The organism is Haloferula sp. (assembly GCF_049672945.1).
Classification (GTDB): Bacteria; Verrucomicrobiota; Verrucomicrobiia; order Verrucomicrobiales; family Akkermansiaceae; genus Haloferula.
In genome coordinates this window covers 1-11,845 of record NZ_JBATWY010000094.1, presented here as the reverse complement: position 1 = coordinate 11,845, position 11,845 = coordinate 1, and the positions used below count along the sequence as shown (strand labels likewise).

The 11,845-nt window shown below is 57.6% G+C and carries 14 protein-coding genes; 8 read left to right on the top strand and 6 right to left on the bottom strand.

The annotated features are described in order from the left end of the window. The first annotated feature begins 161 nt into the window (after positions 1-161). From WBG04_RS08230 to WBG04_RS08220, 3 genes are all read left to right on the top strand, one after another. On the top strand, positions 162-497 hold the full coding sequence (locus tag WBG04_RS08230; RefSeq protein WP_424313927.1) for a hypothetical protein: 336 nt from the start codon (positions 162-164) through the stop codon (positions 495-497). A gap of 121 nt (positions 498-618) precedes the next feature. After that, on the top strand, positions 619-1,350 hold the full coding sequence (locus tag WBG04_RS08225; protein WP_424313926.1) for a succinate dehydrogenase cytochrome b subunit: 732 nt from the start codon (positions 619-621) through the stop codon (positions 1,348-1,350). Positions 1,351-1,363: 13 nt separating this feature from the next. After that, a complete protein-coding gene (locus WBG04_RS08220) occupies positions 1,364-3,337 on the top strand; it encodes a fumarate reductase/succinate dehydrogenase flavoprotein subunit (RefSeq protein WP_424313925.1) in 1,974 nt (657 codons plus the stop codon). Between the two features lie 32 nt (positions 3,338-3,369). On the opposite strand, the gene WBG04_RS08215 is transcribed toward WBG04_RS08220, so the two are convergent. Beyond that, positions 3,370-4,233: an EF-hand domain-containing protein gene (locus tag WBG04_RS08215; protein WP_424313924.1), complete on the bottom strand. Its 864-nt coding sequence runs from the start codon at positions 4,231-4,233 to the stop codon at positions 3,370-3,372. 75 nt (positions 4,234-4,308) lie between these two features. Here WBG04_RS08215 and metF point away from each other — a divergent pair, with 75 nt between their 5' ends. Continuing rightward, on the top strand, positions 4,309-5,220 hold the full coding sequence (gene metF, locus WBG04_RS08210) for a methylenetetrahydrofolate reductase [NAD(P)H] (RefSeq protein ID WP_424313923.1): 912 nt from the start codon (positions 4,309-4,311) through the stop codon (positions 5,218-5,220). A gap of 6 nt (positions 5,221-5,226) precedes the next feature. Here metF and WBG04_RS08205 read toward each other — a convergent pair whose 3' ends face one another. Further along, a complete protein-coding gene (locus WBG04_RS08205) occupies positions 5,227-6,858 on the bottom strand; it encodes a hypothetical protein (protein ID WP_424313922.1) in 1,632 nt (543 codons plus the stop codon). Between the two features lie 111 nt (positions 6,859-6,969). On the opposite strand from WBG04_RS08205, the gene WBG04_RS08200 reads away from it, so the two are divergent. Further along, on the top strand, positions 6,970-7,752 hold the full coding sequence (locus WBG04_RS08200) for a segregation and condensation protein A (protein ID WP_424313921.1): 783 nt from the start codon (positions 6,970-6,972) through the stop codon (positions 7,750-7,752). Positions 7,753-7,776: 24 nt separating this feature from the next. Here the strand turns inward: WBG04_RS08200 and infA are convergent, their stop codons facing one another. Then, positions 7,777-8,091 carry a translation initiation factor IF-1 gene (gene infA / locus WBG04_RS08195; RefSeq protein WP_424313920.1) on the bottom strand — a complete coding sequence of 105 codons (315 nt, stop codon included), beginning with the start codon at positions 8,089-8,091 and terminating at the stop codon, positions 7,777-7,779. A gap of 230 nt (positions 8,092-8,321) precedes the next feature. Between infA and rplM the strand changes: the two genes are divergently transcribed. The 3 genes from rplM (at position 8,322) to WBG04_RS08180 (ending at position 10,031) form a co-directional block, all read left to right on the top strand. After that, the gene (gene rplM, locus WBG04_RS08190) at positions 8,322-8,753 is read left to right on the top strand and encodes a 50S ribosomal protein L13 (protein WP_424313919.1); all 432 of its coding nucleotides are present in this window, start codon (positions 8,322-8,324) and stop codon (positions 8,751-8,753) included. Positions 8,754-8,777: 24 nt separating this feature from the next. Next, a complete protein-coding gene (gene rpsI, locus WBG04_RS08185; protein WP_424313918.1) occupies positions 8,778-9,176 on the top strand; it encodes a 30S ribosomal protein S9 in 399 nt (132 codons plus the stop codon). Between the two features lie 93 nt (positions 9,177-9,269). Further along, the gene (locus tag WBG04_RS08180) at positions 9,270-10,031 is read left to right on the top strand and encodes an exodeoxyribonuclease III (protein WP_424313917.1); all 762 of its coding nucleotides are present in this window, start codon (positions 9,270-9,272) and stop codon (positions 10,029-10,031) included. A 45-nt stretch (positions 10,032-10,076) separates the two neighbouring features. On the opposite strand, the gene WBG04_RS08175 is transcribed toward WBG04_RS08180, so the two are convergent. The 3 genes from WBG04_RS08175 to WBG04_RS08165 form a co-directional block, all read right to left on the bottom strand. Further along, on the bottom strand, positions 10,077-10,655 hold the full coding sequence (locus WBG04_RS08175) for a lysophospholipid acyltransferase family protein (protein WP_424313916.1): 579 nt from the start codon (positions 10,653-10,655) through the stop codon (positions 10,077-10,079). Between the two features lie 30 nt (positions 10,656-10,685). After that, the gene (cmk, locus tag WBG04_RS08170) at positions 10,686-11,345 is read right to left on the bottom strand and encodes a (d)CMP kinase (protein WP_424313915.1); all 660 of its coding nucleotides are present in this window, start codon (positions 11,343-11,345) and stop codon (positions 10,686-10,688) included. Further along, positions 11,342-11,845 (bottom strand): prephenate dehydrogenase (locus tag WBG04_RS08165; protein ID WP_424313914.1); only part of this gene is annotated, 504 nt, incomplete at its 5' end. The genes cmk and WBG04_RS08165, both read right to left, overlap by 4 nt.

Genomic DNA, 11,845 nt, shown 5'->3' with positions numbered 1-11,845 from the left:
GCCCTGCAACCTTGTCTCTCGAAAATCCAAAGATGACGTGGATTGTCCACCCGTCCAGGGCCTGAATCCCCACGGAATGGTCGGAGTCACAGCAGGCAAATCTCCCCGTTTCAATCAGGGTTTCTCTTGCCCACGAGGGCTCTCAAGCCACAAATCAAGCCATGAATCCATTTCTCCTCCAGACCCTCCACCTCGCGGGGGCATTCGGCTTTTTCGCTGCCATCGGCACCATCTGCCTCGGGGCGGGCTCATCGAAGAAGTCGGCCTCGATTCTCCATGGGGTCTCGCTCGTTCTGATTCTTGTCGTCGGTTTCGCCCTGCTCAAAAAACCGCCCGAGGGACAGTACTGGTGGATGGTAAAGCTGGGACTCTGGTTGGTCCTCGGCGTTTGCCCCGCCCTTGCCAAGCGCAAGGTGATGCCCGCAAGCGTCGTCCTCGCCGTCGCCATCGCCTGCGGCGTGATCGCCGCCTATCTCGGGCTGGCGAAACCTTTCTGAATTGGCGTCATTTGACTCAATTGCCGCATATCCTGTTCTTCGATGACTCTCCCCTTGCGCGTCGGGATTCGCCTAACTAGAGGTCTTGCGTCGCCTTCATTGATCAAGCGAACCCCGTCTCATGTCCGACTCCACCCGTAGTTGCCCAACCATTTGCCGAATCTGGACTTCCAGTATCGGCCGCAAGATGCTCGTCGCTCTCACCGGGCTCGGCCTGGTCTTTTTCCTTCTCGGTCACCTCGTCGGAAACCTGCTGGTTTTCGCCGGACCGGAAATGTTCAACGACTACGCCGAATTCCTGCACAACATGCTTCACGGCATGGGGATCTGGCTCTTCCGAATCGGGATGCTCGCCATCGTAGCGATCCACATTGCAGCAACGATCTCGCTTACAAGGGAGAACCGGGCGGCGCGCGACTCCTACGAATACAAGGCCACGATCCAGATGAAGCGGTCGTCGGGTCTCATGATCTGGAGCGGACTGACGATCCTCGCCTTCATCGTTTACCATCTCCTGCACTTCACCGCCAAAGTGGGCAATACCTACGGAACGGACGACCGTTACTTTGAAGAGGTCAACCGCAACGGCGAAATGGTGGTCCGACCCAACGCCTGGCAGATGGTCATCGATGGCTTCTCCGTTTGGTATGTCGTGCTTTTTTACGCCATCGCCATGGCACTGCTCTGCTCCCACCTGAGCCACGGGGTCCAGTCCATGTTCCAGACCCTCGGATTGCGTTCCAGGAAAACGGCGGGAGCGCTCGATAAACTCAGCTCCGGTTACGCATGGTTCATCCTGGTCGGCTTTCTTTCCATCCCCATTTCCATTCTTGTTTTCGGCTTCGGTCGCTAATTTCCCGATTACCATGTCAGCTCTCGACGCAAAAGTTCCAGAAGGGTCGCTCGATCAGAAGTGGTCCAGCCACAAGCAGGATTCGAAGCTCATCAATCCCGCCAACAAGAGAAAATTCAAGGTCATCGTCGTTGGATCGGGCCTCGCTGGTGGTGCCGCGGCCGCCTCGCTTGCCGAGTTGGGTTACCAGGTGAAATGCTTCTGTTACCAAGACAGTGCCCGTCGAGCTCACTCGATTGCCGCCCAGGGTGGGATCAATGCCGCCAAGAACTATCAGAACGACGGCGACTCGGTTTACCGGCTTTTCTACGACACCATCAAAGGCGGAGACTTTCGTTCACGCGAAAGCAATGTCTATCGGCTGGCAGAGGTTTCGAACAACATCATCGATCAGTGCGTGGCTCAGGGCGTTCCCTTCGCTCGCGAATACGGTGGATTGCTCGACAATCGCTCGTTCGGTGGCGCCCAGGTCAAGCGCACTTTCTACGCCGCCGGCCAGACGGGTCAGCAGCTGCTGATCGGTTGCTACCAGGCCTTGAACAAGGAGATCGCCGAGGGTGGGGTCGAAATGTTCCCCCGCTCGGAAATGCTCGAACTCGTGCTGGTCGATGGCCACGCCAAAGGCATCGTCGTCCGTGACCTTGTCACCGGGAAAATCTCCACGCACGCCGCCGACACGGTGATCCTCGCGACCGGCGGCTATGGCAACGTCTTCTTCCTTTCGACCAATGCGATGGGCTGCAATGTGACCGCCGCGTGGAGGGCATGCAAGAAGGGCGCCTACTTCGCCAATCCCTGCTACACACAGATTCACCCGACCTGCATTCCGGTGAGCGGCGACTATCAAAGCAAGCTGACGCTGATGTCGGAGTCACTTCGAAACGACGGCCGGATCTGGGTTCCCAAGTCGAAGGAGACCGCCGCCAAGCTCCGGAAAAAGGAGATGAAACCAGCGGAAGTTCCCGAAGAGGAGCGTGACTATTATCTGGAGCGCAAGTATCCCTCCTTTGGAAACCTTTCGCCACGCGACATTTCCTCGCGCTCGGCCAAGGAAGTCTGCGACGAGGGCCTGGGCATTGCCCCGACCGGCCTCGGAGTCTATCTGGATTTCCGCGATGCGATTTCCCGCCTCGGCGAGGACACCATTCGCGCCCGCTACGGCAACCTGTTCCAGATGTACGAAAAGATCGCCGGTGAGAACCCCTACGAGACGCCGATGATGATCTATCCGGCCGTCCACTACACCATGGGCGGTCTTTGGGTCGATTACAACTTGATGTCCAACCTGCCGGGGCTGCACGTTCTCGGCGAGGCGAACTTCTCGGATCATGGCGCCAATCGCCTTGGTGCCTCCGCTCTGATGCAGGGCCTGGCAGACGGCTACTTCGTGATCCCGAGCACCATCGCGGTGTATCTGGCCACCCAGAAACCGGGAAGTGTCACCACGGATCATCCCGAATTCACCAAAGCCCTCGAGGCTGTCAACGAGCGGACCAAAAAACTTCTTTCGATCCAAGGCAAGCGGACCGTCGACTCGTTCCACCGCGAACTCGGTCAGATCATGTGGGACAAGTGCGGCATGTCCCGCACCCGCGAGGGTCTCGATGAAGCTCTGGAAAAGATCCCGAAAATTCGCGAAGCTTTCTGGAGCGACGTCAAGGTCACCGGCACCGGCGAAACACTCAACATGGAGCTGGAAAAAGCCGGACGGGTCGCCGACTTCATCGAGTTTGCTGAGATGATGTGTCTCGATGCCCGAGAGCGGGAGGAATCCTGCGGCGGTCACTTCCGCGAGGAATACCAGTACACGGAGGCAGACCCCGAAGTCCAGTCGGGCTATCTCTCACCTGGTGAGGCGAAACGCGACGACGAAAACTTCTGCCACGTCTCCGCTTGGGAATTCAAAGGGGTGGGTGTCCCCCCGGTCTTGCACAAGGAAGTGCTCGAGTGGGAGACGGTCAAACCATCGGTCCGCTCATACAAGTGAGCCCCGGAGCCGCCGCTATCTCAACTCGCCGATCAGTCGGCTGACCTGGGAAGCGGCCTTTCCTTTTTCGTCTGATCGCGGTCTTTCAGGCCGCGACCTTTCGGGCCCTTTCCGCCCGTCTCCGGCGGGCCACCTCGCATCAATTCCGATTTTTCGATGAGCAGGTTGCCATCCTTGTCGATCCTTTCGAACTGGTCCTCCTGCTCGTCCTCGCCCCGATCCTTGACCCAGGGCGCAAGCCTGAACTCTGCGAAACTGAGCGCCCCGTCCCCATTCTGATCGAGCGTTTCGAACATCATGCCACGCTCCTGCCCCCCGCCCTGCGGACCACGAGGCCCTCTTGGGCCACCGCGTTCATGCGGCATGTCCTTAGGAGAGAGAACGCCGTCCCCATTCCGATCGAGTTTGTCAAAAAAGGTGCGCAGTCTTTCCGCTGGAAGCTTCTCCGCAAATGGTCCGCTTGAAAACTCCTCGAAAGTCACGCTTCCACTCTTGTCCGTATCGAGTTCATGCAACCGTGGGAACGGACGATCACGCCCCTCACGACCCTCACGCCGCTGGGGAGGCTTCATTTCGTGGGTCTGGATCATGCCATCCCCATTCTTGTCAAAGCGCTTGAAAATTTCATGGCTCTGGGCTTCAGGAATCTTCGAAATCCGCTCCAAGGCCACAAATTCCTCCAGTGACACCTGCTTGTCGCCATTGGTGTCCGCCATTGAAAAAAACCGCCCAAAGCCCGGCGAATCCTGCCGTGGACGGGCTTCTTTCCGTTCTGGTGGCGCGCCATAGAGATTTCCTGCTCCAAGCAGGACAAGCATCGCGATCCGGGTGTGTTTCATTGTCGAGAAGTAGAGTTCGACTTCCTTGAGCCGCCAACTCGGAAAACACCGAAGCACACTGGAAGTTGTGGTTGGTACGCTTTTTGTTGGTGGTTTGGCTCATCTGGGCCGATTCTTGACCCGTCACCGACCATGCACATCCAAGACATTCTTGCCCGTCGACGCCCTTCTTTCTCCTTCGAGTTCTTTCCGCCCAAGTCTCCGGCTGCCTGGGATGAGCTCTACGCAGCAATCGTCGAACTCCAGGCCTACGATCCCTCATTTGTTTCCGTCACCTATGGAGCCGGTGGTTCCACCCGTGATGCCACCCACGATTTGGTCGTTCGAATCAAGGAGACTACCGACATTCCTCCGGTGCCTCACCTGACCTGCGTCGGCCATAGCGAAGAAGAAATCGATGCGATTCTTTCGAGATACGCCGAGGCCGGGGTCTCCAATATTCTTGCTCTGCGAGGCGATCCACCGCGCGACTGGCCCAACTATGATTGGTCCGACTGCGCCTTTCCCTACGCCGAGGATCTGGTCCGATTCATCAAGCGATTCAATGACAGCGGCCGGCATCCCGACGAACGTGGATTCGGTATCGGTGTCGCCGGCTTCCCCGAGGGTCACCCCGGAACCCCGAACCGGCTCCTTGAACTCGATCACCTGAAGGCCAAAGTGGATGCGGGCGCGGACTACATCTGCACCCAGTTGTTCTTCGATAACCATGACTTCCTCGACTTCCGCGATCGCTGTCGGCTTGCTGGCATTCAGGTCCCGATGATCGCCGGCATCATGCCCGTCACCTCAACCAAAGGCATGCGCCGGATGGCAGAACTAGCCGCAGGTGCCAGATTCCCGGCGAAACTCCTGCGTGCGCTCGATCGTGCCGGCGATGATCCCGCAGCCGTCGAGAAAGTCGGCGTGCATTACGCGGCCCAGCAATGCGTCGAATTGCTCGATCACGATGTGGATGGCATCCACCTCTACACGCTAAACAAAAGCGGCGCGACTCGCGAGATCTACGCCAGCATGGGCATGGCTCCCGCGGACGTCGGTTAAGCCCATTCAGGGGTTCGCCCTGCCGTCTCGAAGAAGGTCCTCCGCCTGCCGCAGGGTCAACTCGGACATGGTCCCATACAACGGAATTTCAACAGGGATTCGACCGCTACTCGGATCCACTGGATAGCGTTCGGGAAGAATACCGGCACCCTCAAAGGCGTCACCGGGAATGGACATCACCAAGCTCCCGTCAAAAACCAGTGTGCCCAGCGCGCGTTGGGCGGCAGCCTTTCTGAGCAGTTCCTCGTCCCGCTTCGTTGCAAGACCTGCGAAGAACTGGGTCTTCGTGTCCGGCTCATCACTCTCCATCTCTTCATCGTTCTTCTTCTTCTCCAGGGCCGCACGCTTCAGTGTCAGATCCTTCGTCTCTCTCTTTTCTTCGTCCGTCTCTCTCACAAGAGGCTCAAGGAGGGCATTCTCTCCAATCGTTCGAGCCGCCTCGTCGGAGGTCGGGTAACGCGCACTCAATTGGCCGGAAAGCCCCATCTGATCACGATCCTCGAGACTGATATCGGTGACCTTCATCTCACCTTCACCGGTCTTCAGATGGAACCCGCCCTCATTGAATACAATCCGAGTGTAGCCGTTGAAGTCATCCACCACGCCGAGCGCTTCCAAAATGGGAAACTCGTCCCGGATTTGGATGAAGTCCCTGCCCCCGACACGGATTGGCCCCTCCATGGCAATACCTGCACTCGTATTGGTCGATCCACTGAGTTCCAGTTCACCGGAGACGCTACCCGATATCCGCGTCGCCATTTCATCCGGAAGGAGTCTTTCAACCGGCACGTTCTTGACGACGAGGGTGCCTGAGATCCTTGGCAGTTCACCACCGACAACCTTGACTCCTTCGAAGACAATGCGGCCATCCCCCGAAACGAGCACGCCCTTCTCGACGATCAACTCCGTCGGCTTGCACAGCATGACGATCTCCTCGATCTCGAATTCCCTGATCCAGTTCTGAGAAAAGGTTCCGCCCTTGAAAGTGAAGCGCCAACCCTCACTCACGCGATTGGCCGCAAACTTGCTTCCTTCGATCCCACCCAAACGACCCTCGAATCCCCAAGTGACACGGGCCTTGGTGAAGTTCAGACCCAGCACCTTGAATCCGGGTCGCTGCTCAAACAAGGTCTCCGCCGCCGCCGCCGCCTCTTCTGGAGAATTGGCACCAGCCTTGACTTGGATATCGAGCCAGTTCCCAACAATCACGCCCGCATCCCACTCTTCTCGGATTCCATCAAAGAAACCCATTTTGAAATTCAAATTCCCCGCCTCAAGCACCTGAAAAAAGCTCGTCGAGCTTCCCTCGGCCCCGATCCGCCGGATCTTGCCTTCGCCTTGGACCCGATCGAATGCCACGATCTCGGCTTCCCGCGCCGACATGGCTTCGGAGAAACGCTCACCCAAACTTTCCCTGAAATCCTCCGAGTTCACCCGCTTCGCAAGGTAGAATGCGAAACCAATGGCAACAATCAGCAGCAGAGTCAGGATCTTGCTAACGATCCTCATCAGGTGAAAGGCCGCCACCGACCATCCGCCGCCGCCGGACATCGAATAGCGTAATTGAAACCAGAAGCCCTGGCTTGCAATCCATTGACTCAGCCGATCGTTGAAGTTCTGTGGTTGGTCCGCATCCATGAGAATTAGCAACCCCCTCCGGGGGAGGCCGGATTACAACTCCCGATCGAATGTCAGGCGAGGCCAAATTTCCCCTCGCAGACAATGCAAGGATGGCCTAGGCAGTCGGGCGTGGAAGGTTCCGAATACAAAGTGCGACTTGAGATCTTTGAAGGACCTCTTGATCTGCTCCTCTACTTGATCAAGAAAGACGAGGTCGACGTCCAAAACGTTTCGATCTCACGCATCACCGGGCAGTACCTGAAATACATCGAAACCTTCCGTCTCCTCAACATCGATCTCGCCGCCGAGTTCATCGTGATGGCGGCGAACCTGATGTATCTCAAAAGCCGAACCTTGCTTCCCCGGCAGGAGCAACCCCCAGAAGAGGATGCCGAAGATGACGATCCTCGCTGGGAACTGATCCGGCAACTGATCGAATACAAGAAATTCAAGGACGCCGCGAACTTCCTGAGCCTGAAGGAGATCGAACAGGAAGATAGCTTCGCCTTGAAATCCGAGCAACCGGAAGTCGACGACACGCCCGCACCCCTCGCCGAGGTCTCGATCTTCGATTTGATCCGCGCCTTTCAGAACGTCCTCAAGCGCTTCGAAGAGTCCCACGATCTCGGTGACATCGTCGATGACCGCTACACGGTATCGGACAAACTCGAGATGCTCCTGACCCGCTTCAAACCAGGTCAATCAGCAGCCTTCGACTCGCTCTTCGCCGATGCCGCCACCAAAGCGGAGGTGATCGTCACCTTCCTCGCGGTGCTGGAGTTGATGAAAATGAACCAATTCGTCCTGCGTCAGGGAGAGATATTCGGCCGCATCGAAATCGAAAGAAAAGATCACGGAGCCCCGCTCCCACCGCTGGAAGAGGTCTTGGAAAACATCGAGCTCGCCGGCTAGACAAGCTGCCAAGCGGGACGAAACTCAGCCCAGGCGGAACGTGATCCGGGCCTTCGAGACATCGTAGGGCGACATCTCCATCTTGACTCGGTCACCCACGACCAACCGTATGAAACGCTTACGCATCTTGCCTGAAATATGGGCAAGCACCTCGTGACCGCTCTGAAGTTCGACCCGAAACTGCGTTCCTGCGAGCACCGACGTGATCGTACCCTCGACTTCGACTGCCTTTTCTTCTCCGACACTGTTTGTCTTCGGGGCACCGCGCACACCACGGCGACCACCACGGCGACCGCCACGACGGCCTCCTCCACCACCTCCTCTGTATCCATTACTCATATTACAATCGGAAACCGTGCCAATTCTTACACGCCCCCGGCGGGAACCTCTCCGATTCGAAACCCCTCTTCAACCGCAAAAATCACCTGATCTGGGATTCCTGCAAAAAACCACCCATTTCGACCGGGATTTCCGGTTGACACCCCAATACCTGCTACCTAGCTTACGCGCCCTTCCGCGCGTGGGCCTTTGGTCCTGAAGGTAGCGACGCCGGAAACACTGACGAAAACATGAAGACCTTTTCTGCCAAGCCGGCTGACATCGAGCGCAAGTGGTATGTGATTGACGCTGAGAATAAGATTCTCGGCCAAGTTGCAGTCGAAGCCGCACGCCTCCTCCGTGGAAAACATAAGCCGATATTTACGCCTCACGTTGACACCGGCGATTTCGTCGTCGTCATCAACGCCGACAAAGTTCGCCTGAGCGGCAACAAGGAAAGCGAGAAGATCTACACCACCTTCTCCGGTTGGGTTGGCGGCCAGAAGGTCGAGACCCCCCGCATGGTCCGCAAGCGCCGCCCAGTGCTGCTCGTTGAACGTGCGGTCCACGGCATGGTTCCCAAGAATCGCCTGGGTCGTGCCATCCTCGGCAAGCTCAAGGTCTACGCCGGCTCCGAGCATCCTCATGAAGCCCAGGCTCCTGAAGTCTACGAAGTCGCCTGATCTCCATTATCCCCATTTTTCTAAATGAGCGCAGCCACCAAATCCCTGTCCGCCACCGGACGCCGCAAGAATGCCACCGCCCGAGTGCGGATGACTGAAGGAAGCGGCAACATCACCATCAACGGACGCCCGTTCGATGACTATCTTGCCACCTTGCCCCTCCAGAACGCCGTGCTTGCACCTTTCCAGCAAGCCAAACTGCTAAACCGCTTCGACATCGAAGTCATTGCCAAAGGTGGTGGACTTCACGGGCAAGCAGGTGCCATTCGTCTGGCCGTGGCCAGAGCCCTGACTCTCTTTGACGGTGAGCTTCGCAAGGAGCTCAAGCCATACGGTTTCCTCCGTCGTGACCCGCGCATGAAAGAGCGCAAAAAGCCCGGTCAACCAGGTGCCCGCAAACGCTTCCAGTTCTCGAAGCGCTGAGCTTGCCCCACTCCACTTCACAAGCCGTGCGTCCTCAAGGACGCGCGGTTTTTTTGTGTCGCGAAACCCGTTCTCATCAAGCAGAACGAAGCCATGAAGCTCATCTCCTGGAACGTCAACGGCATCCGAGCCTGCCTCAAGAAAGGCCTTGGCGATTTTGTCGCGGAGGAATCTCCGGACATCCTTTGCCTCCAGGAAACCAAAGCCCGCCCCGAACAGGTCGAACTCCCTCTCGAGTTCGCCGGGCTCCATGCGAGCTGGAACTCTGCCCAGAAAGCCGGCTACTCCGGCGTGGCTGTCTTTAGTCGAGAAGAACCCCTCAGTATCGAGCATGGGATCGGTATCGAAGAGCACGACACCGAGGGCCGTGTTCTCACGCTGGAGTTCCCCGAGTTCCGACTCGTCAATGTCTACACGCCAAACGCACAAAACGAACTGCGTCGTCTCGCCTACCGGATGACCTGGGACGAAGCCTTTCGGGAGTATCTCTGCCGCTTGGAAAGCATGGGAAAACCCGTCATCTTCTGCGGAGACCTCAATGTCGCCCATCAGGAAATCGACCTCGCCCGACCAAAACAAAACCGAGGAAGCGCCGGATTCTCCGATGAGGAAAGAGCCGGCTTTGATCGCCTGCTCGAAAGCGGCTTCATCGATAGCTTCAGACACATCCATCCGGAAAAGCTCGATGCCTATTCCTGGTGGAGCTATCGGGCCAATGCCCGAACGAACAACATCGGTTGGCGGATCGACTACTTCGGAGTGAGCCGTGACCTGAGCGACCGCATTGCATCAGCCGACATCCTGCCACAGATCCTCGGCTCGGACCATTGTCCCGTGACCCTCAAACTTGCCTGAGCCGCATGGATTTCTCCCGTGAAGCGTCTCCTTTACAGGCAGTAGCTAAAGCTTGCTGATGGCCTCCATCATCCGCTCGGCGACCAGTTTGTAAGCGACCTTTCCCGAGGCATCACCCAACTCCTCCTCGGTGATTCTGATGGGCGGCCCGACATGCACGTCGATCCGCGCCAATCGCAGTCGACCCGATCCACGCGGCAGCGCCCGCCGGGCCCCACGAATCCGGATCGGCTGAATGGTCGCTCCTGACTTCAAGGCAATCAAACCCACGCCAGGTTGCGCTTCCCCGAGCTCACCATCCAAGGTCCTTGCTCCCTCCGGAAAAACGAGCACGCGATTCCCCTGCTTGAGCAAGCGGATGATGGTCTTCAAACTCGCCATATCCGGGCGATCCTGATCGACCGGGACCGCATTCCACCGCGAGTAGAGCCACTTGAAGAAGCCGCGGAACAGGCTCTTCCGAGCGAGAAAATACATCTCGTCCTCATAGAGCGTCCCGATCAAAGGAGGATCAAGGAAGCTCTGATGATTTGATACGACCAGCACCGCACCCTCAGTCACCAAATACTCCTTTCCGCGCACCCGCAAACTGAAAAGCCCCCTGAAGGCGCTCCTGAGCGTCATCCATCCCGACCAATAAACCCACCTCATCATCTACTGCGTTTCCCGTATTTCAAGTCCTTGTGAGCGAAGAATATCAATGGCGGCACGGACTCCACTTTCGATGGTGTGTGTTGAGGTATCAAGAACAACCGCACCCTCCGCCACCTTGAGCGGCGCTGTGATTCTTTCACTATCCGTCCGATCCCGATCAGAAACCGAATCAACTTCTCCTATCGCCACCCGACGTTGCGCCCTCACGGACTCATCCGCGTCCACGTAGATTTTGTAGGGAGTGTCTGGAAAAACCACGGTCCCGATGTCGCGCCCCTCCATCACCAGGTCGAATCTTTCAAGATACTCCCGCTGAAGACCCACCAAGCGGTCCCTCACCGCTGGAATCGCCGAAACTCCCGATACTTTTCCGTTGATCTCCTCGCCACGCAGTTGCTCGCCCGGGTCAAAACCGTCAATGCTCACGGTCGAAACCAGCCCTTCCACGCCGCAAGAAATCTTCATGCCCTGCAAGGCCTCGACCACGGCGGATTCATCCTCCGGATCAACGCCGTCCTCGAGGAGTTTCCAAGTGACCGCCCGATACATCGCACCGGAATTGACCATGACCAGCCCCAGCCGCTTGGCGAGTTCCTTGGCGAGCGTGCTTTTCCCGGAGGCAGCGGGTCCGTCAATGGCGATGGCAAAGTGGGAACTCATGATATCTTGCCTGAGGGCTTCATCGAGGACTGGCTCATCCGATGCAAGTCGTGAGCCGATTCGAGCCACGACTTGATCGCTTCATGGTTTCCCGCCTCAAGAGCACCCTGGATCTCTTTGAGCATCGCGATGGCATCTGAAACCGAACTCGAAACCGCCGTGCGATTCTCCATCAGGATCTCCGCCCACATGTCTGGATCTCCGCCCGCAACACGCGTGGTATCGCGAAGACCTCCCCCGCCAAAACGAGCATCAGAAGGATCCCTCAAGCTGACCTTTGCAGCAGCGGCGGCGATCAGGTGAGGAAAATGGCTGATCCTCGCCACCAACTCGTCGTGGGTGGCGGCATCCGTCCAACAGACGCGACAGCCCAGACTTTCCCAAAAGCGCTCAAGAAGCCCGGCCCAAGGCTCACCCACCGCGTTCCCGTCTGTCAAAAAACACATCGCATCGGAAAAGAGGTCCTTGCTGCTGGCCTCCACTCCCCGCTTTTCCGACCC

Excerpts from the sequence above, each read along its gene's own strand:
- cmk (WP_424313915.1), bottom strand. The coding sequence starts at position 11,345 with ATGAGTTCCCACTTTGCCATCGCCATTGACGGACCCGCTGCCTCCGGG.
- WBG04_RS08220 (WP_424313925.1), top strand. The coding sequence starts at position 1,364 with ATGTCAGCTCTCGACGCAAAAGTTCCAGAAGGGTCGCTCGATCAGAAG.
- WBG04_RS08230 (WP_424313927.1), top strand. The coding sequence starts at position 162 with ATGAATCCATTTCTCCTCCAGACCCTCCACCTCGCGGGGGCATTCGGC.
- infA (WP_424313920.1), bottom strand. The coding sequence starts at position 8,091 with ATGAGTAATGGATACAGAGGAGGTGGTGGAGGAGGCCGTCGTGGCGGT.
- WBG04_RS08225 (WP_424313926.1), top strand. The coding sequence starts at position 619 with ATGTCCGACTCCACCCGTAGTTGCCCAACCATTTGCCGAATCTGGACT.
- WBG04_RS08205 (WP_424313922.1), bottom strand. The coding sequence starts at position 6,858 with ATGGATGCGGACCAACCACAGAACTTCAACGATCGGCTGAGTCAATGG.
- WBG04_RS08180 (WP_424313917.1), top strand. The coding sequence starts at position 9,270 with ATGAAGCTCATCTCCTGGAACGTCAACGGCATCCGAGCCTGCCTCAAG.
- rplM (WP_424313919.1), top strand. The coding sequence starts at position 8,322 with ATGAAGACCTTTTCTGCCAAGCCGGCTGACATCGAGCGCAAGTGGTAT.
- rpsI (WP_424313918.1), top strand. The coding sequence starts at position 8,778 with ATGAGCGCAGCCACCAAATCCCTGTCCGCCACCGGACGCCGCAAGAAT.
- WBG04_RS08175 (WP_424313916.1), bottom strand. The coding sequence starts at position 10,655 with ATGACGCTCAGGAGCGCCTTCAGGGGGCTTTTCAGTTTGCGGGTGCGC.
- metF (WP_424313923.1), top strand. The coding sequence starts at position 4,309 with ATGCACATCCAAGACATTCTTGCCCGTCGACGCCCTTCTTTCTCCTTC.